The sequence below is a fragment of the Aneurinibacillus uraniidurans genome, assembly GCF_028471905.1.
GTDB classification, from domain to species: Bacteria; Bacillota; Bacilli; order Aneurinibacillales; family Aneurinibacillaceae; genus Aneurinibacillus; species Aneurinibacillus uraniidurans.
Window position 1 is genome coordinate 2,392,900 of record NZ_CP116902.1, and the last position, 23,762, is coordinate 2,416,661.

General features: G+C 38.2%; 29 protein-coding genes. 18 read left to right on the forward strand and 11 right to left on the reverse strand.

Translation table 11 applies throughout. The annotated features are described in order from the left end of the window. Positions 1-829 precede the first annotated feature (829 nt). From PO771_RS11925 to PO771_RS11935, 3 genes are all read left to right on the forward strand, one after another. Positions 830-1,627 carry a fumarylacetoacetate hydrolase family protein gene (locus tag PO771_RS11925; RefSeq protein WP_272563153.1) on the forward strand — a complete coding sequence of 266 codons (798 nt, stop codon included), beginning with the start codon at positions 830-832 and terminating at the stop codon, positions 1,625-1,627. A gap of 448 nt (positions 1,628-2,075) precedes the next feature. Continuing rightward, positions 2,076-3,182 (forward strand): transposase, encoded by a 1,107-nt coding sequence (locus PO771_RS11930; RefSeq protein WP_272559896.1) that lies wholly within the window; start codon positions 2,076-2,078, stop codon positions 3,180-3,182. Positions 3,183-3,532: 350 nt separating this feature from the next. Further along, positions 3,533-3,721, forward strand: coding sequence for a hypothetical protein (locus tag PO771_RS11935; RefSeq protein ID WP_272559897.1), 189 nt, complete (start codon positions 3,533-3,535; stop codon positions 3,719-3,721). Between the two features lie 97 nt (positions 3,722-3,818). On the opposite strand, the gene PO771_RS11940 is transcribed toward PO771_RS11935, so the two are convergent. Together PO771_RS11940 and PO771_RS11945 are read right to left on the reverse strand one after the other, a co-directional pair. Continuing rightward, the gene (locus tag PO771_RS11940; RefSeq protein WP_272559898.1) at positions 3,819-4,034 is read right to left on the reverse strand and encodes an alpha/beta-type small acid-soluble spore protein; all 216 of its coding nucleotides are present in this window, start codon (positions 4,032-4,034) and stop codon (positions 3,819-3,821) included. Positions 4,035-4,214: 180 nt separating this feature from the next. Continuing rightward, on the reverse strand, positions 4,215-4,382 hold the full coding sequence (locus PO771_RS11945; protein ID WP_272559899.1) for a hypothetical protein: 168 nt from the start codon (positions 4,380-4,382) through the stop codon (positions 4,215-4,217). A gap of 236 nt (positions 4,383-4,618) precedes the next feature. Here PO771_RS11945 and PO771_RS11950 point away from each other — a divergent pair, with 236 nt between their 5' ends. Beyond that, a complete protein-coding gene (locus PO771_RS11950) occupies positions 4,619-5,095 on the forward strand; it encodes an HXXEE domain-containing protein (RefSeq protein WP_272563154.1) in 477 nt (158 codons plus the stop codon). Positions 5,096-5,178: 83 nt separating this feature from the next. Here PO771_RS11950 and PO771_RS11955 read toward each other — a convergent pair whose 3' ends face one another. Continuing rightward, positions 5,179-6,030 (reverse strand): alpha/beta fold hydrolase, encoded by an 852-nt coding sequence (locus tag PO771_RS11955; protein WP_272559900.1) that lies wholly within the window; start codon positions 6,028-6,030, stop codon positions 5,179-5,181. Between the two features lie 337 nt (positions 6,031-6,367). On the opposite strand from PO771_RS11955, the gene PO771_RS11960 reads away from it, so the two are divergent. Continuing rightward, positions 6,368-6,553 carry an aspartyl-phosphate phosphatase Spo0E family protein gene (locus PO771_RS11960; RefSeq protein WP_272559901.1) on the forward strand — a complete coding sequence of 62 codons (186 nt, stop codon included), beginning with the start codon at positions 6,368-6,370 and terminating at the stop codon, positions 6,551-6,553. Between the two features lie 18 nt (positions 6,554-6,571). Next, on the forward strand, positions 6,572-7,705 hold the full coding sequence (locus PO771_RS11965; RefSeq protein WP_272559902.1) for a zinc-dependent alcohol dehydrogenase: 1,134 nt from the start codon (positions 6,572-6,574) through the stop codon (positions 7,703-7,705). A 172-nt stretch (positions 7,706-7,877) separates the two neighbouring features. Here PO771_RS11965 and PO771_RS11970 read toward each other — a convergent pair whose 3' ends face one another. Then, positions 7,878-8,162, reverse strand: a complete 285-nt coding sequence (locus PO771_RS11970; RefSeq protein WP_272559903.1) for a YciI family protein — start codon at positions 8,160-8,162, stop codon at positions 7,878-7,880. 139 nt (positions 8,163-8,301) lie between these two features. Then, complete coding sequence (locus tag PO771_RS11975) at positions 8,302-8,754, reverse strand: GNAT family N-acetyltransferase (protein WP_272559905.1); 453 nt, start codon at positions 8,752-8,754, stop codon at positions 8,302-8,304. A 159-nt stretch (positions 8,755-8,913) separates the two neighbouring features. On the opposite strand from PO771_RS11975, the gene PO771_RS11980 reads away from it, so the two are divergent. The 3 genes from PO771_RS11980 (at position 8,914) to PO771_RS11990 (ending at position 10,849) form a co-directional block, all read left to right on the forward strand. Then, a complete protein-coding gene (locus tag PO771_RS11980) occupies positions 8,914-9,171 on the forward strand; it encodes a hypothetical protein (RefSeq protein WP_272559906.1) in 258 nt (85 codons plus the stop codon). A 368-nt stretch (positions 9,172-9,539) separates the two neighbouring features. Then, positions 9,540-9,758 (forward strand): hypothetical protein, encoded by a 219-nt coding sequence (locus PO771_RS11985; RefSeq protein ID WP_272559907.1) that lies wholly within the window; start codon positions 9,540-9,542, stop codon positions 9,756-9,758. A gap of 377 nt (positions 9,759-10,135) precedes the next feature. Further along, a complete protein-coding gene (locus PO771_RS11990) occupies positions 10,136-10,849 on the forward strand; it encodes a L,D-transpeptidase family protein (protein ID WP_272559908.1) in 714 nt (237 codons plus the stop codon). Positions 10,850-11,020: 171 nt separating this feature from the next. Here PO771_RS11990 and PO771_RS11995 read toward each other — a convergent pair whose 3' ends face one another. The 3 genes from PO771_RS11995 to PO771_RS12005 all read right to left on the reverse strand — a co-directional run bounded on the left by PO771_RS11995 (position 11,021) and on the right by PO771_RS12005 (position 13,701). Further along, positions 11,021-11,605 (reverse strand): O-methyltransferase, encoded by a 585-nt coding sequence (locus PO771_RS11995; RefSeq protein ID WP_272559910.1) that lies wholly within the window; start codon positions 11,603-11,605, stop codon positions 11,021-11,023. A 51-nt stretch (positions 11,606-11,656) separates the two neighbouring features. Beyond that, entirely contained in the window at positions 11,657-13,363 is a 1,707-nt protein-coding gene (locus PO771_RS12000) for a YcdB/YcdC domain-containing protein (protein WP_272559911.1), read from the reverse strand. A gap of 182 nt (positions 13,364-13,545) precedes the next feature. Further along, complete coding sequence (locus PO771_RS12005; RefSeq protein WP_272559912.1) at positions 13,546-13,701, reverse strand: DUF1540 domain-containing protein; 156 nt, start codon at positions 13,699-13,701, stop codon at positions 13,546-13,548. A gap of 267 nt (positions 13,702-13,968) precedes the next feature. Between PO771_RS12005 and PO771_RS12010 the strand changes: the two genes are divergently transcribed. After that, entirely contained in the window at positions 13,969-14,412 is a 444-nt protein-coding gene (locus PO771_RS12010; RefSeq protein ID WP_272559913.1) for a hypothetical protein, read from the forward strand. Between the two features lie 458 nt (positions 14,413-14,870). Next, entirely contained in the window at positions 14,871-15,197 is a 327-nt protein-coding gene (locus tag PO771_RS12015; RefSeq protein ID WP_272559914.1) for a DUF2085 domain-containing protein, read from the forward strand. A 130-nt stretch (positions 15,198-15,327) separates the two neighbouring features. On the opposite strand, the gene PO771_RS19470 is transcribed toward PO771_RS12015, so the two are convergent. Both PO771_RS19470 and PO771_RS12020 read right to left on the reverse strand, forming a co-directional pair. Continuing rightward, complete coding sequence (locus tag PO771_RS19470) at positions 15,328-15,492, reverse strand: transposase (RefSeq protein ID WP_422664943.1); 165 nt, start codon at positions 15,490-15,492, stop codon at positions 15,328-15,330. Between the two features lie 387 nt (positions 15,493-15,879). Further along, positions 15,880-16,485, reverse strand: a complete 606-nt coding sequence (locus PO771_RS12020) for a hypothetical protein (protein ID WP_272559915.1) — start codon at positions 16,483-16,485, stop codon at positions 15,880-15,882. A gap of 796 nt (positions 16,486-17,281) precedes the next feature. Between PO771_RS12020 and PO771_RS12030 the strand changes: the two genes are divergently transcribed. The 4 genes from PO771_RS12030 to gerQ all read left to right on the forward strand — a co-directional run bounded on the left by PO771_RS12030 (position 17,282) and on the right by gerQ (position 20,192). Continuing rightward, on the forward strand, positions 17,282-17,863 hold the full coding sequence (locus PO771_RS12030) for a stalk domain-containing protein (protein WP_272559916.1): 582 nt from the start codon (positions 17,282-17,284) through the stop codon (positions 17,861-17,863). A gap of 431 nt (positions 17,864-18,294) precedes the next feature. Next, positions 18,295-18,858, forward strand: coding sequence for a hypothetical protein (locus tag PO771_RS12035; RefSeq protein WP_272559917.1), 564 nt, complete (start codon positions 18,295-18,297; stop codon positions 18,856-18,858). Positions 18,859-19,278: 420 nt separating this feature from the next. Further along, complete coding sequence (locus tag PO771_RS12040; RefSeq protein WP_272563155.1) at positions 19,279-19,701, forward strand: cell wall hydrolase; 423 nt, start codon at positions 19,279-19,281, stop codon at positions 19,699-19,701. Between the two features lie 23 nt (positions 19,702-19,724). Next, the gene (gerQ, locus tag PO771_RS12045; RefSeq protein WP_272559918.1) at positions 19,725-20,192 is read left to right on the forward strand and encodes a spore coat protein GerQ; all 468 of its coding nucleotides are present in this window, start codon (positions 19,725-19,727) and stop codon (positions 20,190-20,192) included. Between the two features lie 145 nt (positions 20,193-20,337). Here gerQ and PO771_RS12050 read toward each other — a convergent pair whose 3' ends face one another. Continuing rightward, complete coding sequence (locus PO771_RS12050; protein WP_272559920.1) at positions 20,338-20,952, reverse strand: hypothetical protein; 615 nt, start codon at positions 20,950-20,952, stop codon at positions 20,338-20,340. Between the two features lie 467 nt (positions 20,953-21,419). Here PO771_RS12050 and PO771_RS12055 point away from each other — a divergent pair, with 467 nt between their 5' ends. From PO771_RS12055 to PO771_RS12065, 3 genes are all read left to right on the forward strand, one after another. Continuing rightward, on the forward strand, positions 21,420-21,809 hold the full coding sequence (locus PO771_RS12055; RefSeq protein ID WP_272559921.1) for a DUF1259 domain-containing protein: 390 nt from the start codon (positions 21,420-21,422) through the stop codon (positions 21,807-21,809). Between the two features lie 809 nt (positions 21,810-22,618). Then, positions 22,619-22,903 (forward strand): autorepressor SdpR family transcription factor, encoded by a 285-nt coding sequence (locus tag PO771_RS12060; RefSeq protein ID WP_272559922.1) that lies wholly within the window; start codon positions 22,619-22,621, stop codon positions 22,901-22,903. Then, on the forward strand, positions 22,893-23,522 hold the full coding sequence (locus PO771_RS12065; protein ID WP_272559924.1) for an SdpI family protein: 630 nt from the start codon (positions 22,893-22,895) through the stop codon (positions 23,520-23,522). Before PO771_RS12060 ends, PO771_RS12065 begins: the two co-directional genes overlap by 11 nt. The last annotated feature ends 240 nt before the right edge of the window (positions 23,523-23,762 follow it).

Consider the following 23,762-nt stretch of genomic DNA (forward strand, 5'->3'; position numbering starts at 1 on the left):
CTGATTATTTCTGCTATAAAGATATACTTCATCCCGAGAATCTGAAGACCATCCATTATCACGAATTGTCTTAGCTACTACCCATTTTGCGCTTGAAGGAGGGGTAGAGCTTTCGCTAATCTGTATCCCATCACTATAAACATAGTTCGTTACACTACCTAAATAACTACCATTATGATACGTATAGGATGCTAATACTTGGGCATTAGATACTGCTGCAAAAGATTTTTCGCTTGTGAAAATGGAAAGACAGGTAAAAAAGAAAAGTATAAAGGTTAATGCTATACGCCTTGCTCTTTTAGAAGAAGGGCTTTTAAGCATTATTCGTAGCCCCCTTTTTGTAATTAAAATTATAGTTCATAGATAATAATGTTACCTTTATAAGTTCCACCACCTTTTGTTTATTTATTTTTACGATACATCTGTGAAATGAAAAAATGGGTTGCGTGAAAATTATACCATTGACTTTACTGTCTACTCAGTCACATGTTTGGTCATAATTTCAATGAGGTAGATGGTTTTTTAGGCCTATAAGCTTGAGTTTCCTTACTCAATTACCACCAGTACGAAGCAAGTTGAAAAATCCATTTTAGGGAAGTTAGCCTGTCTAAGGAGGTTACACTACTGAGACGCACGGTTGTCGTCTAAACTTGGAGAATGATTTTGACCAAACTCAATGTATAAGAGAAAACTTAGCACTTGAAGAAAATTTCTTAATAGATTAAGATAGTTCAAATACAGATCCGCATTTTACATATTGCGAATTTGTAATTTATTAGAGAAGAAACGAGTATCTAATCTGGTTGGATGGAGTTGAGTTGTTGTGGCAATGCAAGTAATACGAAAAACACAAACGATAGTTCGCTATCAGAATCATGATGGTAAAATATACTACGGAATTGTTGAGGATGACGAAATTTTACAATTGTCCAGTGATTTTACTGAAATCGCAAATAATCAACTAAAATATGATGGTGTAAGAGTTAAATATAGCGATGTGAAAATTTTGGAGCCTGTAATCCCCTCCAAAGTGGTTAATTTCGGTTGGACATATGCGGAACACGTAAAAGAAGTTGGAGGACAGGCCAATCTCAAACAACCACTTTTATTTTTAAAACCGATATCTGCCTTGATTCCAGATCAGGGGGAAATTATTCTTCCGCCAAATGATTTAACCAATCAGGTCGAGATGGAGGGCGAATTAGCGCTCGTTATTGGGAAACGCGGCAAAAATATAAAAGAAGAAGATGCATTAGATTATGTTTTTGGCTGTACGGTATTTAATGATGTGACTGCAAGAGACCTTACACAAACAGATCCCCAGTATACACGCGGAAAAGGTTTTGACACGTTTGGTCCTTTGGGTCCATGGATTGTGACAGGTGTAGATCCAACTAATTTACGAATCGTTACAACTTTAAATGACAAGACCGTACAAGATTGTAATACCAATCAGATGTCATTTTCTATTCCTTTCCTTATTAGTTGGATTTCACAGATTATGACACTGGAGCCGGGTGATATTTTGGCTACTGGTTCACCTTCTGGCAGTTGTCCAATGAAGTCAGGCGATGTCGTATCTGTAGAAATAGAGAATATTGGCAAGCTATGTAATTATGTAAAATAATAAATACATTCTTACAATTATCAAAATATTGCATATACAAATTTCGAAGTTTACTGAACTAACGGAAATCGATCGTTTAATAAATCGGGAGCAGTCTAAAACTATATTTTCTAGTTTTGGGCTGCTCTTTGTTTTTTTCGGGTATTCAGTCTACAACTTTATTTTTCATTAACACCCTTTTTGGTGTATAAAACGAGGAAAATAATTCCTCATACTTTGCTAAAACCTTGTCATAATCCTTACCCTATCGCAATCTTACCGTTTTTAAGGTGTTCGGTATGTCCGATTACACTTTAACTTCCTTCCGAAAGAAGTCTCCAACTTCTAAACGTGAAGGTGCGACAGCACCAGTGAAAGTGGGAGATGAATTTCGGTTGGCGTAAACTAAAGATATCAGAATTATGATAGAATAGAACGAACGTTCCTTATAGAAATGAGGTGATTTGATATGGCAAATAAAGCATACAAGTTCCGTTTGTACCCAACACAGGAACAGGAGTATTTTCTTGCAAAAACATTCGGTTGTGTACGTTTCGTCTACAACAAAATGCTGGCTGAACGAAAAGAAATGTATGAGCAATTCAAGGACGATAAAGAAACGATAAAGAAGCAACCGTTTCCGACTCCTGCCAAATATAAAGATGAGTTTGTATGGCTCAAAGAAGTAGATAGCCTTGCATTAGCAAATGCCCAACTAAACCTGCAAAAAGCATACAAAAATTTCTTTTCAGGTCGTGCTGAATTTCCGAAGTTCAAAAATCGTAAGGCAAGACAGTCCTATACAACTAACGTGGTCAACGGTAATATTATGCTTTTGGATGGCTATATCAAATTACCGAAACTCAAGCTTGTAAAAATCAAACAGCATCGAAAAATTCCATCGCATCATATCATTAAGTCTTGTACGATTTCTCGAACAAAAACAGGAAAATACTATGTGTCGATTCTTACCAAATATGAACACAAACCTCCACAAAAAGAAGTACAAGCTGTCGTGGGCTTAGATTTTTCCATGAAAGTCTTATTTGTCGAGAGTGAAGAAGGTAAGACAGCCAATTACCCTCGCTTCTATCGTCAAGCTTTGGAAAAACTAGCAAAGGAACAGCGTATTTTATCACGCAGAAAGAAAAGTTCTAATCGTTGGCACAAACAGCGACTGAAAGTAGCCAAGCTACACGAAAGAATTGCAAACCAACGAAAAGACTTTCTCCATAAAGAATCGCATAAATTGGCGAAACAGTATGATTGCGTGGTGATCGAAGACCTCAATATGAAAGGAATGTCACAAGCCCTCAACTTTGGAAAAAGTGTTGCGGACAATGCCTGGGGCATGTTCACGACACTTCTCAAATATAAGTTAGAAGAGCAAGGGAAAAAGCTGATCAAAATAGATAAGTGGTTTCCCTCATCAAGAACTTGCTCATGTTGTGGTCAAGTAAAGGAGTCGCTATCTCTTTCTGAGCGCACATTCCACTGTGATTGTGGTTCTGTGGTAGACAGGGACTGGAACGCCTCGATCAATATCAAGCGTGAAGGACTGCGACGATTAGCATAATCATAGATAGAGCATGGAACAGGCTCGATAGCTAAGTGCATTTCGTACCAGTAGGTGCGATTACCTTAGAAGCCCCCACCTCTGAGCGAAGCGTAGGTGGCGGGTAGTTCACTGGATGTATGATAATTATCCATTACAAAGTCTATTTTTTGTACCCATTTTTGGTAAATACCGCTATTATGTTTCCGTTTATGTGCCTCTTGGACTTGATGCATTCCTCGTTTTAATGCCTATGGTACAGCAGACATTGACCCCTCACCTATCTCTTCTCCTGTATTTTTTGCAATTCTTACTGCTACTCTTTCTGTATAATAGGTATATACTAAGCAGTTCAAAAGGAAGAGGTAAAAATGCTAACAAATCAAGAAAAAGACGATGTAATCTATATGGCGCGACGGATCATGCTTTCGAATCGTGATGTGGAATGGGAAGGATGGAAGCAGCTAGTTGAAGATGAACTTCTACAATTGGGCTGGCCAATCGAAAAACAGCAAGAAGCACTTAAATTAGTAGGACTGTTCAAGAAAAAAACACTTTAGAACTAACGAAAATCAAAGTAAGCCTCCCACTAATTCCGGGAGGCTTTTGACTGTATATAACCTTGTATACTGTAATTGTATGTTTATAATCAGGAATTTATTGCACGTATTTTCCGCTGAGCTGCTGTTCTGCCATCTGAACGAGACGCTTTGTGATCTCGCCCCCGACAGAACCGTTCTGACGAGATGTTGTGTCCGGGCCGAGCGTCACACCAAATTCAGACGCGATTTCATACTTCATCATATCCAATGCTTGACGTGCTTGTGGAGCAACCAGATTATTCGTATTGCGGTTTTGACTTTGTTGTGGCATATTTTATTGCCTCCTATGGAGAATTTTACTGCTTGGTAATTTTAAGATTCCACATAGGGAAGATAGTATACATATTTCCGATTGGTAAATTCATGAATTAGGTGAGCATAAATTAAATGCGTATGAGAGGTTAACCAAGAGAAAGCAAAAAGCCCCAGCATATAGCCAGGGCTGCCATCATTATTTCGTAGCATCTACATATGATTGACCAAGAATATAAGCTACTACTACACCAGCAATAGACATAACGGATTCTTCTGGGATATTTAAGCCAAGTCCATTATTTGCAATTACAAGACCAGCTGTTACAACCGCCATCCAAAGCTTACGGGATTTAAGTTTCTCCATTATTGCTTCCCCCTTTTTATATGGTATGTTTGTTCGTGTTTATCTGCTTGTTCGTTCGCCTTAGTTTTGCATGAAATAGAAAAAGGCGCGATTGCTCACGCCTATGCTGATTACTTGAGGTCCACAGTTCTACCTAACTTTGAAGGATTTTCTTTTATGTTGTTGAATTGAAAATACATCAAATCTTTCTGTGGTGAAAAATGAACACTCATCTATATACTATTTCAAAACTGAACATGCTGATTTTTTTGTTTCCGATCCTCTATTTCGTTCATGATATTGAAGAAATTTTGACCGTTGAAAAATTTCTTGCGAATCATTCCGATATGATACCTTTTCGCATTACAACCGCACAATTTACATGTGCCTTTATTCTTTTATGGATTTTAACTTTATTCGGATGCTATCAAACTTTACACCAGAAACGCTTTTTAGGTATGAGTGCTATAACGTTCTTTTCCTTTTTAGTACCTGGTATATTTCTAGCAAATGGCATCGGTCATCTACTGCAATTTATTTTTTTTCAAAGTTATGTTCCGGGCGTTGTTACATCTGTTTTGATTATATATCCGTATTCTTTTTTCACGTTAAGGTATCTGTTACGAAAGAACCTGTTGACACTTAAAAAGTTTCTTTTGTTTTTATTTTTAGGATTCATTTTGCAAGCTCCCTTTGCATTACTAGCGCTTCTCATTGCGAAGGTACTTCTTTAATTTTTTCTTAGACGACGCTTCCTAAAAGAAAGAGTCACTCCATCGGAGCGACTCTTTATCCTTGCTTATTGCCAGTATGGACACTATTTGCCCTCACAAATCCACTTGATTAGTTCTCTGTCAAAGGATTGAGGCTCTTCAAACATAGGATTATGCCCACTATGCTCAAAAATTACTTTCTTCACATGCTTATACGTGTCATCAATAGAATCCCAAAGTGAAACAGGCGCTACCAAGTAATCATATTTTCCTAAACCAATAAATACAGGTTTATCGAAAGTGTTCAGTGACTGTATAAGATTTAACTCTCCGAACGCCTCTCCCCACAGGTAATCAATGACTGGCATATTCGTGTATACTCCATCCCACATATGCGCCGCATCAAATGTATAGTCGTAAAAGCTGTGCGCTCCCATACGAATACACATATGGACAAATCGTCGTTCAGGGTCTTTCTTGATATCACTTTCTAATAAAGCAATGTCCTTCTCAAACTGCCTCTTTCGTTCCGGGCTTGCTGTCTCATTAAAAAATGCAAAGCTTTGACGCTGCCTTTCCTGGCTATTTGTAGGTGCTGAATTTAACAAGATAACTTTTTGGACATGTTCAGGATATTTTCTTGCATATTCCAAGGCCATGAAAGCATGTCCTGAGTGCCCCAATATAATGAAATCTGTTAAACAAAGAGTTTGCCTTACTATTTCTATATCATCTAACACTTTATCCAATGTATAATCGTCTGATTCCAGAACGCGAGGCGGCTTCACAAATCCTCGATGATCAAGGAAAATAAACTGAAATGTTTCATATAAGTTTTCCGAAAATAGGCGGGGGTAATATACGCTGCTGCCTACCACCAATATAGGTTTTCCCGTTCCTTTTACACAATAATTCAGTTTAAATCCATCACTGTTTATACTTTGGTATTTGTTCATTGTAATCATCCTCTTTTATTTAATGAGAAGAGCTACTGATCAAGTAAAAGCTCTCCCTTACATCACTTCCTTTCTTTTTTCTAATTCCCTTACATTCTCCATAAAGCGTTCTAGCACTATACATCACCTCTATCAAGGTTGCCTTCAAGTAAAAATAATTTATCATAACTCAAACTGATAGACAATGTTTCAAATAAGCAAAAAACTCATACTTCTTTCGTAACTATTCAACCTGTGGATAATTACGTATTATGTTAGGTAAATTCATCCATATAATATAGTTGCGAGTATGTTTCTTCCGATTGGGAAAAGTAATTCACATCAGGAGGAATACAATATGAACCAGATCGAAGAACTGTTAGCAAAGATAGAAGCGTTAAGAAAAATTCTGCATTCATTGGCAGCGGAAAAGGGAATAAGCGATCCGGAAGTTCTAACAGCAAGCCAGATGCTCGATGCCTTGCTGAACGAATATGAGAAGCTAATTAGGAAAAAAGCTGAGAAAAATATTGATGCTAATTGAGTAGGAGGTTATATCATCATGAAAGCTGTAACATATCAAGGACCAAATACTGTAGCGGTTAACGAAGTGGCAGATGCAAAAATAGAAAAAAGTGATGACGTAATTGTTCGGATAACATCTACTACGATTTGCGGATCAGATTTGCATTTATACCAGGGGAATATGCCGTTACCTAAAGGATATATTATTGGTCACGAACCAATGGGAATTGTAGAAGAAGTTGGACCTGAAGTAACAAAGGTAAAAAAAGGGGACCGTGTTGTTATCCCTTTTACCGTTGCATGCGGTCACTGCTTCTACTGTCAGCATGAGATGGAAAGCCAATGTGATAACTCCAATCCTCATTACGACTCGGGAGGATACTTTGGCTACACTGAAAAATTCGGAAATCATCCAGGCGGCCAAGCTGAATATTTAAGAGTTCCTTTTGGAAACTTCACTCCTTTTGTTATCCCCGAATCATGTGAATTAGAAGATGAATCCCTGCTTTTTCTATCGGATGTTTTACCTACTGCTTATTGGAGTGTCGATCATGCTGGAGTAAAATCCGGGGATACCGTGATTGTACTTGGCTGTGGTCCAATTGGATTAATGGCACAAAAATTTGCCTGGATGAAAGGCGCAAAACGTGTGATCGCTGTTGATTACATCGGTTATCGGTTACATCACGCCAAAAAAATCAATAATGTTGAGGTATTTGATTTTACCGAGTACCCTGATATGGGTGAACATTTAAAGGAAATCACTCATGGCGGTGCAGATGTTGTCATTGATTGTGTAGGAATGGATGGAAAGAAATCACCCCTAGAGTTTATTGAACAAAAATTAAAGCTGCAAGGCGGAACGCTTGGACCTATTCAGATTTCTACAAAGGCTGTTAGAAAATTTGGGACAGTTCAGATAACAGGGGTGTATGGAGGAAATTATAACAGCTTTCCATTGGGAGCATTTTTCTCAAGAAATATCGATCTTAAAATGGGACAGGCGCCTGTGATTCATTATATGCCGGAGCTTTTTCAAAAAATCGTGAATAAGGAGTTTGATCCAACAGAAATCATTACACATAAACTTCCCCTCGAAGATGCCAGTCATGCGTATAAAATCTTTAATGACCGCAAAGATGATTGTATCAAGGTAGTTCTAAAACCGTGAACTACCCGCCCCACCTACGCTTCGCTTAAAGGCGAAGCTTTCTTTCAGAAGGAAATTAAAAAAGGCGCTTTCCTAACACCGTCTACTTGACAGGGGTAAGGCCAAAGCGCCACAGATTGTAGACAAAAGGCGCCCGCACCTCCCGCCCCACCATTTCGACAAAAAGGATATACTAAAAATTTTTTGAGAGCGGTTGCCACGGATGAATTTTTGCGTTAAATATTTTTTCAACCACAGCCGGGTCGTTGGTAGCTAAATTTGTAGCTTCTTCTACATCTTTCACTTCTAAAATGACGATACCTCCGGAATGATCCATAAAAGGTCCACCAGCTAAGACCTTTCCTTCCTGCTTGTATTTGAGCCAATATTCTTTATGTAGATCTAAATCTTGTTCCCAAATCGGCTTCCCTTCTTGCCAACTTTCCCCTTGCGTAAAGTAAATCACAAAAAATTCCATTACAATCCCCTCTTTTACTTAGGATTTGATAAAACTTTTTATTTTTCATACTCTATCAAAACTTTCCTACATTTTTCAATATTTATCAAGTATTATCATAATCTAAGTTATATCATTTGAAGTGATAGGTATATATCTTTTACAGCTCTTGGGCAAGGCGTATCATATCACAGCACACAATTCCATTCTCCACAATTTCTTCATTGTAATGCCTGATAAAAAAGTCTCTGTCGACCCCAGTTATTCGAAAGCCACTTTTTTGGTAAAGAGCTAGCTGCCCTATACTTGAATTTCCTGTTCCGATTTCAATGGTTTTGTATCCTTGTGACTTAGCATACGTAATAGCGTGATGTATGAGATGCTTGCCTATTCCTTTTCCTTGAAAGCTTTCCATAACGGATATATTTACAATTTCAGCTGTTCCTAGTCTTGTTGGGAGCAGAATGTATACTCCTACGATTTGGTCATCCACTTTGGAAACAAAGCATTTTCCCCGATGGATATACTTTTTAACCATTTCCTCCGATGGGTCAGCTTGAAGCAGCAGCTGCATTGGAAAAGCATCTCCTAAATGTAACGGTTCGATTTTCATACTACACTCCTTATATGTCCAGTTTTATGGCCCTTTGCACTTTATCCCTGTATTTATGATTATATCGATTGTTTAACTTGTAGTATCCTTCATCGTTCCTGTGCAACTTGTTTTATACCGATAACGTATATATACCAGGTTAAGGAAAAGGGGGGAAATATGACGTTAAAGAAAAAACTAAGCATTGTTCAAATGATAATAGCTGTCGTTGTCGTAGCTATGGCTACCATAAACATTATATCTAGCCCGGAACACAATTACATACCAAACGAGCTTCTGCAGTTGTTTCTTGGGTTATCCATGACAATACAGGGCATTATGCTAATGATAAAGAAAGGGGAAAAATGGCTCATCGCATTGTCTTTCGTAGCTGCAGCGTTTTGTTTTTACGTTTCATTGACGACATTTTTTACATAGGGTAAAGAAAATATCACCAAACTGAGCAGGAATTGAAAGCGGATGGTGTCGAGCAAGGGATTTCGCCCGAGGAAGTAGCTGAGCTTTCGCGCTATCGAGAACAATCCGTTTTACATTATGCCTGATCCCGACTACAGGCAAGCTGTGCAACAACGAATGGACGATATTTTAAAGCAGCAAAACCCGATATTCGTCATCCCTGATTCCATTTGATTTATTTTCTTTGTTGTTTGCCATTTACTACTCCCCTGTTCATGGTAAAATATTCTTGAGGTGCAAGAACAGAGAATCCCTCTCCGGATGGACGTCCAGAGAGGGAATTTTGTTTTACTAAAGGAGTATCTACATACTATAGGGAGGCATGTATTATGGATTTATTTCGATCTGGAAAACAGATTTTCGCCCAAATAAAACTCGAATCAAAACAACGTTTAGCTGAGACCCTTTCAACAACACTCGAAGAGATTAAAGAACAAAATCCAAAATACGATGTTGAACTCATTCAAGTTGTAAAAGAAGAAAAGAAAAAATACACGCTCATTATGAACCTCAGCTCGAAATATGGAAAAGGTAGGCCTATGCGGTAGCGCAATTTTCTTTATAAAATAGCAGCGATAGGTTTTTCTCCGCTTAAATTACTCTGTTGGACTTTTACACTTTAGGAAGCAAGATTGCGCCCCTTTCTTGCTTCCTCTTTTTTGTTCACTTACTCTGTATATCTTAACTACATCACCCTTGTGCCATGCTTCACTTTGATCTATACCCTTCTTGTATAGGGAAATTGTATGCTTGGATTAGTCAAGTGTTCTGGCATTTTTTTGCAAACGAGTATATTCTTTTGTTTTTTCGGCATCCTAAAAAATAATCTAAAAAAAGGAGTATGCCTTGATTTATAAAAAGTGAACATCTGTAATTCTGCACACAAAAAAGTCTTACTACCTGATCAAGACATAGGTGAAATTCAATGAAATGGATATTTTCCGTTTTACTTGTTGGAGTAATGCTGAGCTTTTACCCGTCACCCACGTTTGCTGAAAAAGAAATTTACATTAACTTGTGGCACAGAACGCTGGAACTACAGGAAAATGGAAAAACAATAAAAGCTTACCGGATCAATCCTGATATAAAAACCGCAAACACACTAAAATTCCAAGAAAATAAAAATTCAATAAAGCGTTATCGTATCGGCTCTGGCACAAAGGATACACCATCTCCTGTAGGTATTTTTAAAATTATTAATAAAAAAAAGAATTGGTATGATGGCTTCGGCCCTAGGTGGATGGAGCTTAGTGTTCCATGGGGAACTTTTGGCATCCACGGCACCAACAAGCCGCATTCAATTGGTGGATATGTGAGTGAAGGCTGTATTCGCATGCATGATAAACAAGTCGAAGAGCTTTACGAGCTTGTTAGCGTAGGCACAAAGGTTACAATCGATGGCCCTTTAACGGGACACCCGGATGTAAATTATCGCATCCTAGTCTGTGGATCAAGAGGGGCACTTGTGAAGATGGTCCAACACCATCTTCAAGCAGCAGGATATTATAAAGGGGCATGCAATGGTAAATTTAACCATGAGACAGAAAAAGCTGTTACCCTTTACCAAAAAGATCATGGACTTCCTATCACAGCGCAGATTCATTACGAGGACTTGCTTTACATGGGAATAATTGAATAGCAGTTAAAATCTTTTGTGCGGTCTCACCATTTACCTGAACCTGTCTCTTAAGTGGACTTTGTCCTGGGAACCATTTCACAAGCTCCTAGGACAAAGTTAGCTTCTACTACCTCATAAGCTTTCTCGTTAGTTAATGTGTATATATAGTTTTGTGCCTTATCATAGCTTCGTTTACTTCTTAAAGATCATAAGTTGACCTTTTCCCACGGAAACAATCAAAGAATCATGGGCTTCAGAACTTCTAATAACGTTAATAAATTCCTCAACCTCTTCCCGATGAGAATTTACGTTATCTACGACTAGTAAAGACTTATCTTTAAGAATTCTATTCAAGTCTTCCCACCAATTCATATATTGCTTTCGATCAGAATCCAAAAAAATAAAATCAAACGTCCCATCCGCTTGTTCCTTGATAAATTCCCCTGCATCTCCCTTATGTAAGGTAATCGTACTCTCCAATCCAGCTTTTCTAAAGTTATCTAATGCCATTGCTGCCTTATTATCATCAAATTCCAGCGTAGTTACATGCCCTTTTACATCTAAAAAATTCTGAGCTAACCATATTGTTGAGTATCCATTAGAAGTACCTACTTCTAAAATATTAGTAGCTTTACTGCTCTTAATTAAAATAGACAGGAATTCTCCTGTATCTTTGGTTATATTTTTCATTCTTAATGCACTGTCATTCGTATTGGAATCGTTATATATTCCGAAAGATTCTAGCTCATTCAACAACATCTCGATATTTTTTTGCATTGCTTTTCCTCCGGCATTACATTTTGATTTTCAATTTAATTCTACATATAGCTATTCCTCATCATTCCACTCAATCGGTATCTTCACATAGTTTCCCGTAAATGCATCAACATAATCAGCTGCATTTTCAGAATCCTCCCACGTGTACGTGAGAATTGGCGCAGGCCCCTGCTGTTCAAAATAGGACGGCCATATGTATTGCAGTTTTAGCTTTTTGTTTTGCAGGAAAGATTCGACTGCTTTTTCTTTTGATACAATCCCCTGTGGTACAGGAAGAGAGAGTGCCTCTTTTTGCGGATCAAGCGAGAAATGACTGATTTTTCCCGTTGCTGAATCAACGGTTACTGTGTGCAAACGGTCTCTGACAGGAATGCCTTCATAGCATTCTAAGAACATGAAATGGTAATCTGGTTGTTTGTCTTTTACATGTATAGGGACTTTTTCTTTATCAACCCATGCTGGAGGTTGTTCCGGTTCAAAGGTAACATGTTGTACCGCTAGCTCTTTGGCTGTAGGTCCGGCATATTTTTCAATAAATGCAAGCGCCGTTGTAAATGCTTCTTCTTTACTGACCGTTGCTGGATGACTATTTTCGCTGCTTATATCAAGGGCTGCATATGTAATCCATCCACTTGCTTTTTCGCCGCTAGCACTAATGTTGATGCCTTTGTCATTTGTCCAGGAATAATTAACGTATGAATCTTGTCCTTCTCCAGAAACAGGTGGATCATCACGTTTTTGCAATTGCATCTGGCTAAAGTCAACATCTAATGCTTTGCTTATTACCTCCGCTGCTTCTTTTTCTGAACGAGCGACTAGTTTATGTCCTTGCGGATGGATTTGCACCACTTTCCACGGATCGGAAAAGAAAGATGCTGGTTTACTTTCCTCCCCTGTCATAACGCTAATCAGCTTACCGGTTTGAGCGTCGAAAAACCCGTAATTTCGTAGATGGTATTGTAATACCTGCTTGGTTTCTTTCATTTCGTTCGGGCGACCGTCATATTTTTCAGGTTGCTTTTCCATGTACTGGAGATAAAGACTATCCGCAGTAATGAGCTGCTTTTTCATATCCTCAGCAGAGCGAATATGGGCAGTGGTTGGAACAGCTATATTTTTTAGATTAGGTGGATTGTACTCAAATTTTACAATACGTCCTGCACCGTCTACTTCTATACGAAGGAATTCACGACTGTAAACGGGAATATTGTTGAGAACAAGCGGGAATTCAACTTGGCGTTCTGCCCAGGTAGTTGGATTTTGGTCTTTGTCGTACATTGTAGATAAGCTGCTCCCATTTGAGGTAGATTCACCAAATTGTTTTCGCCCTTCAGCACCCAGCCAGCTGACAAGGAACTGCTCTGCTTTCTCTTTCGCCAATATGGTAGACGGTTTTTTCTTGGAGGCCCATTCCTTGATTTTAATCTCAAATGAACGAAGCTCCCCTGTTTTCATATCGAAAGTCAGATATGCACTAGAGCCAATCTCTCCCTCCTTAGAATCGTCTGCAAGCGCGATGCAAAAAATTTTGCTAGTCCCATCTATACTACTCGCCTGAATATGCAATTGTTTAAAGGCAGGCTGCAGTACGAAAAGTTTATCCATCGTTTTTTGAACCGCTGGTGGAATTGGAACTCTTTCAGGAGTAGCGGTTCCTTGTTCGATAGCAGTCGGTGTGTTCCCTTGCTCTGCAGCCAGAACCGTTCCTGTCGGAAGCAGCGTGGCTGTCAGAAGAAGTGCGGTGAGTGACCGTTTCATTGTATTCCTCCTTTGCTATGTAAAAGTTACAATATATTACCATGATACAGATAACTGAAATGATTTCAACAGTATTTTCCAAACTATGTAGCTTTGCATCAGCTGATGCTCATCCGTTTGTTTTTTTACATGAGCGTTCTGCAAAATAAAAAGCTGCTCCAAAGAGCAGCTTTATGTTCGTTTTACATACCCGACTTAAAGGTTTTACAATCTGTTTCTTCTGTCGTAGATGCTTGCTTTCCTTGGTGGCTTACCACATAAATCTGATCGGCGCTGCATTTATCGCCTTGCGCCCAGTACGTACAGTTATTTACTTCGCAAAGTACATCTTTTGCCATGGTTATTCACCTCCTTCGTGATTTATCATGAACGAATTTCGCTCTATATATTCATTAAGAACGCATAAAAAGCCGTCCCATTCAGAACGACTTGTTCATCTTACGGATTCAGGATTTTCTACACGATCAATGCCAACTGTTATGATTAACGTTTAGATTCCCCATACCTCTCCACTAAACCTCTTTCCACAAACGGGACTATCGGATAGAACTGTCTTTTTATGTTAAAATAAGGAAGTGGATTAAAATGACTGAGGAGAGATAAGCTTGTTAACTCCCACTTTTGTTATTGATATTATGCTCGCTTTTGCAATTGTCTTTATAGCCTTCTTTGTTTTTTTATTCATTCCAAGAAATTATAAAAAAACAGGAATTAGAGTTATGATCGCTATAGTTCTACTAGAGATTAGTTTTTTTGCTTTACGCCCGTTTTGGATTGATTATCGTGTAGAAAAAACGAGAGTAGCTGTTAACCAATACTTAGCAAGAAAATACCCTGGAGAATCATGGACAATAGTACGAGGAGACAAAGATAATCCTCATCACAAAGCATATTTTCTTAATGTAACTTTTCATAACGAAGCAAATTTTACTTATACTTATTACACAAACACCGACAATGAAGTCAAACAATCAAGCATTAGTTGTCCTGATGGAAAATTTCCGCAAGATGGAAAGCACACAGAGTGGTATCAAGACAAGCCAAAGTAATTATTGTGGCTTTACTTTAACAATTCCTGCCACCGACAGAATCGTTCTGCGAAATGTTGTATCTGGCCCGAGTGTTACACTGAGCTCTGTAGTAATTTCGTATTTCGAATCCGAGCCTTTCTCCTAGTTATTTTTATCAGAAACATCTGTTATAATGTCAATACATGAAATAATCTAAATTATCAACAAGAAAAAACTTAGACTACATTATCTTGTCCATTCGAAAGGAGGATCCACATGTTTTTTATCCATATCATCGCTACCCTTATCTGCATTATCAGCGGATTCATACTGCTACTTATGGGCTTGTTCCTTTACGGCGTTCCGCTCATGGCGCTAGGTATCTTGCTTTTCGTTGCACTCTATCGTATTTATCCTCGCGAGAAGGTAGATGACTGTTTTTCAACCATTTCGGGATGTTCTACCTACTGCGACTAACGGATATGAAAGATCTCATAATGAAAATCCCTTGCCACCGCAAGCCATCACGTTCTTTTTTTATCAACGGAAAACAGATGCCCCTTTGCGCCCGCTGCACCTCGATTTTTCTTGGTTATCTGGCGATTCCATTCCTATTATTCTTCTATCCAACCATCCCATTGTATGTAGGATTTTTACTGCAAATACCAATGTTGATTGATGGCTTTACTCAATTATATAAGTGGCGTGAAAGCACAAACTGGTTACGCTTTATCACAGGTATACTCAGCGGAACCGGACAATCTGCTGTGATCGTTTCGATCTCGATGTTCATCGTCAAATGGGTTTTAACTGTGGCCACATAAAAACTACTCCCATACTTAGTAAGTAAGCGTAGTATCTTCATTTTTTGAGTTTTGTATAAGAAAAAGAGTAAACCTCCTGGATTATCCAAGAGGTTTATGACTGTTTTTCTCCCCTATAATAGTATATTGGCTAAATTGAAAATTCTTGATACTTTCCTTTCCTATACTCTTTTAGCCAACGGTAAATCATAAAAGTATTTATTCCATTTTCCCTGGCTACTTTATTAGCATCTCGTGTTTCTAGTACTCGTTGAATCACTTGTCGTTTAAAAGTTAAAGAGTATGAGTTTCTCATGTTTTCCCCCTTTTGACGGCTTATCCATCATGATTTTTAAACAGTAATCATATCTTTCAACGAGCTGTCACTATAAACATAATACATTTAATATAATATTTACCATAACAAAATCTGATATTTTCCTCAAATGATTTTAGGATTATATACAATGGACAAAAAGTCCCGGCATATTGACATAATGTTAGGCTCTTTTGATGTTCACTTGGAAACGTATCTTTTAAAAATGTGGCGAAACACCACTAATACATAAATCAAACAAGCCTGAGGCAGCATCCCGTCTGTATAAGATGCTTCCTCAGGCTTGGCCTTTAACGATTTTAAAAAAATTATCTCGACTTATGCGTGAGTGTTCCCCCTAAAAATGAACAATCAACACTCATAGCATTATTTTGTATTTATAGATTTCATAATTTGCTTGGCAACTGGTTTCCATTCTTCCATTTGCTGTTCTTTACAATTAAATGTTACTAGTAACATTTTACCTTCTAGTTCAGTATAAAACATAAGGTTGTATATTTTTCCATCTGCAGCTGGAGTTAATAGTTCAAGTACTCCAACGTTTTTATTGTTGATTTGCTCCACAGTATCGCTATACCAGGTAGCATTCGGGTACATAGTAGTGAATAATTTTTTTATTTGATCCTTAGCCTCAGGAATTTGTCCATTGGTTATAGGATTCTGAGTGTGATTCAAAGCAACGTTTACTGAACCTGACTCATCCGTATAAATTAACGTCGGTCGATTTCCTGACGGATATTTTACCTTAGCCATTTCATCTGACATAATAGTGAACTTCTTAGGCAGCAGGATTTCGACTTTATCTGAAAGCACTTTCTTTGTTTCAAGTGGTACTGTCGATTTTGCTTCTTGCTGTTCTACCTTTTGTTCTGCTGGTTTAGCAGCACTTTTTTCCGGCGCATTAGTTTCTTTGTTAGAGCATCCTGTAGCTGTAATAATTATTAACAATGCAAAAATTAACCATGTTTTCATTAGTATTAACCCCTATTCTTATTAAATTAGGAAGGTACAAGTGCTGATTATCCATTTTATAAGAGGTCTACTCCCATATAAGTCGAAATAATTTTTTTAAAATCGTTGAATACCTTCCTTAATTGAAAGTCATATCGACATATAGCTGATTAATCAAACTCCCTTCTCTTCTTTATAAAAACGCGGATCAGCCTGAACGATACAACCAATACCCATAAATTCAATTAATTACATAGAAAACATAATATTACCTTTTATACATCAAAACTTATATCGGCCATTGATTTGTAATTCTTTAGAAATACTTATATTTTTGCAATTCAACTTAATACGTCCGTTATAGTAACCAAAGGTATTCTTATTTCTAATGTAATAGGAAAAATGCTAGATAATCGTTATAAAAAAACGTTTCCAAAAGGGATTAGGGAATAATAATGACCAAAATTAGTATTTTTTTACTGTTTTTCAAAAAACCAAAAACATCCTGCCTTGATTAAGACAGAATGTTTTATAAATCCGAAGTATACGATTGGAAGGATTGGTCCGGGTTTCCTACGTGTACCCACCAAACATTAAGTATGTTGATCAGTTCCAAGCAATCCAGAAAAAAGCACAAAAAGCAGGTTTAGGGATATAGCGTGCAGAAAATTATACCCAGGAGGATGGATTCCACTCAGAAACGAAGCCCGTGCTGCTGATACAGCTCCTATTAATCGCGGAGAACCTGATTATCGACCAGCAAGATTGGGACTATGATGGAGTAGTCTACGAATCATACATACTTGGAGGTAACACTATGAAACGCATTGTAAGTCTTTCAGTAGCTACACTAAGCCTGTCTTTATTGTTTAGCCCTGTATCCCCTGCCTTTGCTGCACAACTCCAAAAAGAGAAAGTTACAGTTACAGCTACAGCCCCAGCGTATAAGGTTGCTACTATCAATCTGACATTTGAGGGCGAACCGTTTACGATTTCTAAACAGCCAGTTATGATCGGCAAGACCCTCATGCTGCCAGCAAAAGACTTCTATGACGAGTTTGATATTAAAGTTAAATGGGATGCAAAGAACAACACAATGACAATGATTGACGGCGATGTAACAGCAAACTTCAAAGTCGGCAGCAAAATCGGTACGTTTCATGATCCTAGTGACGAAGTATCCGACTATGAGTTTGAGATGGATGTAGCACCAGTCATCATCAACGGAACTTTATATGTTGAAGCAGAAACTGTTATAGCATCAATATATTGTGTAGTGGACTGGACAGACGTTAATACTTTAGATATTAGCAACTATAATGGTGATGATGAATATGATACGTCAAGTGGAGATGACGAAGCTTACGATATAAGCGATGAATCTGGTTATGATGTATAACAAACACCTTTACTCCCTAGTACATATTAGGGAGTAAAAATAGTATAAGAAAAAGCCTGGCATATTACCTTATACAGTATATGTCAGGCTTCTTTATGTTACTTCTATTCCACAACATATATAGCGAGTCGTACCTCAAATACTTAAAACGATCTTTGGTCGTTCACTCATGGCTTGTCGACGAAAAATTAACCATGTTTTTGGAACAAACAAAATTACTCATTACTATAGTATTAGGTGGGAATGAAGTAATACAAGGAGAAAAGATTATCTATGCACCTAATAGTGGCTATATGCACGGAGAAACGTATATAGGCAGCTTGAAGCCCAGGGTGGAAAGATAATTAAGCAGGTGTCATAGTGCCATTTACGGTTTCATACTACATTATACAAGCGGGATGATATTGTACCGCAATTAGGAGGGACTAGGAATGAAGAAGAACATGCTATCCGTTCTGACGCTTGCCTTACTAGGCGGATTGATCCCGGCGCAGGCTAAAGGGTTAGAAATATATCAAGCGCATAACATCGACATCATTCAAGCACAAGACATCGAGATCGTCCAAGCAGAGGAAGTGAAGCCAGTTACTCCGCAAAAAAATAAACCGAGTACAGTACCCTCTAAGTCTAATTCGGTTGACTATGCTTTTCGGACATTTATTCTATGGGTACCTGGCACATCGTATTCTTTTGATAATTATGCGGCAGGTACGCGCACGCTGTATACATCAACCGGCACACTTCCAAAAAGTGCACTCACTGTCAATAAGGATGGTACGTATGTGTGGAACAGCGCCTGGGACGGAAAAATCATCAAAGGAAAATGGAAGAACAATAATAATGGAACGATTAGCCTACTGAAAGGACAGGAAGGAAAGACATGGACACTGAGCAAAGGAGGCGGAAAATACGAGGATATTTTCCTGATGGACGGATCGATATGGTATAGCGGTAAAACAGTCACATTGAAAAAAGGAAAAGTACCAAAAAAATAATCGAGGTATATGCAAAACTGTCTTTTCCTATGCAGCTGAAGAGGCAGTTTTTTATATTCTATTATCCTCTAGTAAAAAGTTCGGTGATTTTTTTAAGAAGCCAACACCTGCTCCTTCACTGTCATACTAAATTGGTCTATGATCCATTTTTACAGATATCTCGGCTGAACTCCTTTGTGCTATCAGTTCTCTTTACTGTAGAATTATAAAATTTAGTAGCATGACTCAAGGTGTGGCGAAAATCTAGGGAATAGGACAAGACTCTTTTCGTTGATGATGAAAATTCCAAGGTTCGTGCTGATAGGCAAGTCACCAAAACCAGCTTCAGTCAATAAGCTACCTATATAAGCCGAAGGGGGTGAGAAAATGGGTAGACGAATAAAACATACTTCACGTGACGTGGAGGAGTTAGCGAGGCTAATGCTGGCGGAAGCGGCCGGTGAAGGAGTCCAAGGGATGAACATGGTGGGAACGGTTGTGTCCAATCGGGTCGAGGCTGACTGTGCTCCTGACTTCAAAGGGTTGCGCAATATCAGAGATGCGATCTATCAAACCATACCTGGAACTGGAATTCCTCACTTCGAGCCCGTCTTAAATGGAACATTGTATACACAACGTCCCAGAGAAGCTGACCTCCAGAGGGCTAGGAATTTGTTGCAGGGTGATCGGGACCCTCGGGCCAGAATGAGTTTGTGGTTTTTTAACCCCAGTCCGGGGAAAAAATACCGAGCTCCTTGTACCGACACGATGCCAAGATCCCCCATGACAAAGTTCGATTTTGCGCACAAGAATCATTGCTTCTATGTCGCTGTACCAGGCTACTGTGAAGAGTTTTATAGATAAATTAAAAAGGAGATAACCTTCTCATGACTTGTGGAGATCTTACTTATTATCCGGTGAATTATTATCCTGGTTTTTATCCAGCTTCCATGATGCTGGGCAGTATCGCACGACAACCTGGCGGCAGCCCACCGACGACTATGCATTCTGGACCCTCTTATGCCACCCCGGTAGTTCCGATGGGGACTGGACAGCAACTTCCAACAGGCAAGATGGAAGAATCATTTATCGAAAATATCTTACGCTTCAACAAAGGTAAGGTCGGTACATTCTACTTTACTTACCAAGGTAACAGCAAATGGAATGCAATGGTTTACCGCGGGCGCGTAGAAACAGCTGGTCGTGACCACCTTATCATCAGCGACCCATCCAGCGGTAAACGCTACCTGCTGATGATGTCCAATCTCGACTGGGTAGAATTCGATGAACAAATTAACTATCCTCACATAGAAATTAGTCCAGATGTCCAGGCATCCCTGACGACATCGGGGTAAATTTGTAGAACCCTAAAAAGCCGCTTACTTCCTTTTTGGAAAATAAGCGGCTTTTTAGTTCTGACCACATATAGAATGCAAATTCGGGAATATGTCAGGATTTTTTACGTACTGAAGCTTTATTCAATTACATTTCTAAGTGAAATTATGACGTTGGTTCGATCGTCCATGTATGATCTTCATTTAATATAACGGTCATTGAATACACACCAGGATCGAATTGGACTTCTACCGCGTTTGTTTTCGCTTCGGTATCTAGTACCTGTCCTTCTGTGTAGTCCCCAAACGTGATGTAATATTTTGAGTGAGGAATAAAGCGCAAATCTAGATTAGACTGTGCCTGTACCGCATATACACTATTTCCAGACATTCCGACACCAACAGATGCTTCTTTGAACGGAATATTTAAATCTTGGTCAATGTGTAGACCATCTGAACTGCTTTGTGTGGTTTGATTTACAAATCGGTACGCTCCATCCTCATAAGCAAGTGTTACCGCGTTATTTTTGTTCAAGCCAGCTGGCAGTACTTCATTTGCTATAAATTGAACGCCTGGAGTAAGCGTCCCTGTTTCAGACCAAACAAAACTATAATCAACATTCCATTCGAAAGCCCCTTTTGTATTGGGATGCGCCATTTGAGTAAGCCATGCAAGAGATAGTACTTTTTGATCTTTTACTTTAGGAGCCTCTTGAAATACACAAAAATTACCGCTATTAGTAGATTTGTTTAAAAAGGTTATAGAGTATTGTTCACTCACGTTTATTCCTCCTCTTTATCGAGTAAATGTAACATAATTTCGTAAAATTACATTCTCCCCTTCTACGAAGATCTCCAGCCCGTCTACTCTACGTACAACGTCTGTGACTTTCATATGTTATCCCTCATTCCCTTTTATTTCTCTTATTATATTCCATACATTTAATTCCATAAAACAAAATCGATTCAACTCGTTAAAAAATAGTGATCTTATTTGCCCAGTAAAATTGGATCTAAAGAGATTTGCTCATTTCTTTCTGCCTATCTCCCCCCCTTATCACGAAATTTTCCCTTTCTCTTAGATACAGCACTGGTGAAAACTAAAGTAAGCCTCCCACTCGTCTGGGAGGCTTTTGACTGTATACAATGGGGGATGGTCTATTTTTTAAAATTAGTTTAGAAAACTAAAACAAAGCTCATCTCATTTGCGTATCTTGTACTAAGTTATACCAAAGGGGATGAGATAGGGTGCCCATTTCCAAACAACTTTGTAACCGCTTAGCCCATATTCTTGGTGGCAAAGGTATGCATGAAAATAACCGCTGTGACGTTACAAAGAAGCGTAATCTTCGCGTAACAATGTTAGGTAAAAAATATGAGGTTGAACAGGAATTTGTTTTTGAATCGATGGATAAAAGGGGTAGGACACTAAACACAGGTGAAATCACAGTTCTACAAAGGGAAGTAAATCGCTTTGTGCGTGCTCTTCATAGACGCGGAATTAGAACCACCGCTATCCATAATCACTGGTTATTTGAAAAACCACGCTTAATGTATGTTCATTATGAATTCGTAGAACGACCAGTTATAGCAGCAAGAAAGATAAAAGAAGCCTTGAGAGAAGTAGGAATCAGTTAGCTGCCCATTTAAGGGCAGCGAGGCTAATTTTAAAACAGATTGAGGAGTTAATCAGAAGAAAGAAAAAGTAACAACACTCCTACCATTTGAACGGATGGTGGGAGTGTCTTATTTCTAAGTTATATACCTGAAAACAGCACTGATACGGATTGATAAACACTATAAAAATCTTCTCATTCATCTGAGAGTTTTTTGACCGTACGGATTTACATTTGTTTTTTATCCCTATCCATTTCAAACTCACACAATCCACAAACAATTATTTTCCTAAATGTTGTGTTTATAGCTTCTGGATGTAGAATGCGAAAAGCCTCTAGTTCAGATTCTGAAAAAACTTTATTATTTCTATCTACGTACATATATACAGTTATACTATCCGTTCCCTTACAAAAGTGACATAGCATTCTTTATCCCTCCGATTTTATCCGCTTATTACCATTCTTTGTGAAGGGATTAAAAACCTCTTTAAGCAAAAAAAATCCCGCCATCCATCTGGACAGCAGGAATAATAACATTACTCTACTTTTTAGCATCTACATGTGATTGACCAAGAATATAAGCAATGACTAAGCTACTGTCATAATGGAATCCGTAGGGAAATGTAATCCTTGCATAATATTTAGATATACAAAAAGCCTGACTATCCATTGGTTGGGCTTTGCAGTTCTTATCGACTAATTATAATTTCGTAGTGCAGTGGCAGTGAAAACTTTGTTCATTCCAAATAGATTGACATTTCAGTGATAATACCTTACCATTTATTTAGATGATTATCTAAATATCTAATTGAAAGTTGGCAGGTGAATTTAATGAATGACGCCTTTAAAGCCTTATCTGATCCTAGTAGAAGGAAAATATTGCATTTGCTAAAAACCAAAGATTTGACCGCAGGTGAAATTGCGGACCACTTTGAGATGGCGAAACCAAGCATTTCTCATCATCTCAATATCTTAAAACAAGCTAATCTTGTGGACTCTGAGAAAAAAGGACAACAAGTTATTTACTCCCTGAATACAAGCGTTTTTGAAGAAGTAGTAGGGTGGTTTCTAGACTTTTTAGATAAGAATAAAGAGGTGAAAGAAAATGAAAAGTAAATGGTTAGGTTTTTTGTTAATCCTGTTAGCGTTTGGCGTCACATTATTTTGTTATCGAATGTTACCGGAACAATTCCCCATTCATTGGGGTATAGATGGTAGTGTGGATCGATATGAGCACAAAGCATTCGGAGCATTCCTGCTACCAGTAATTATGCTTATTCTAGTTCCATTAATGCTTTTCTTACCAAAAGTTGATCCCAGAAAAGACAATTACGTTCGTTTTGGGAAGACCTACGAACTAATAACTAATGGAATCCTTCTGTTTTTGTTTGTATTCCAAATCCTGGCTCTATCCCTTAGTCTAGGTTGGATTCATAACACGAACTATTTTATTCCTGTTTTTCTAGGCGTTTTATTTATTTTTCTTGGTAATTACATGCCAAAAATCAAACAAAATTACTTTTTTGGAATTCGAACACCTTGGGCGATAGCGAATGAAGATGTTTGGAGGAGAACACATCGATTCGGCGGGAAAGTTTTAGTCATCGCTGGAATCCTCTTTATTGGTACTATATTATTGCCCACCTCTTTGCAAAGCACAGTGATCATTATTGTTTTGTGTGTCAGTTTAATCATCACTTATCTAAGTTCCTATTTCTTTTTTGTGAAGGGTTAACACTTTGAAAAATTTTTTGATTTTTTTTACTTGAATCAATTTCATAACCTAAAAACCTTGAGCCGTAAGGTTCAATAGACATGAAAAAAAGGAGTACCTCCCCAAATCTCGAATAGAGTTGTTGACTAGACAACTCAATGAGAAAGGTTGGTCTCCTTATGTACTCTATTCGTCAAGGACATCTATTTTCCCTGCAAGATTTATTAAATTTAGAACCTACCCAACGATTAAACTACTCGT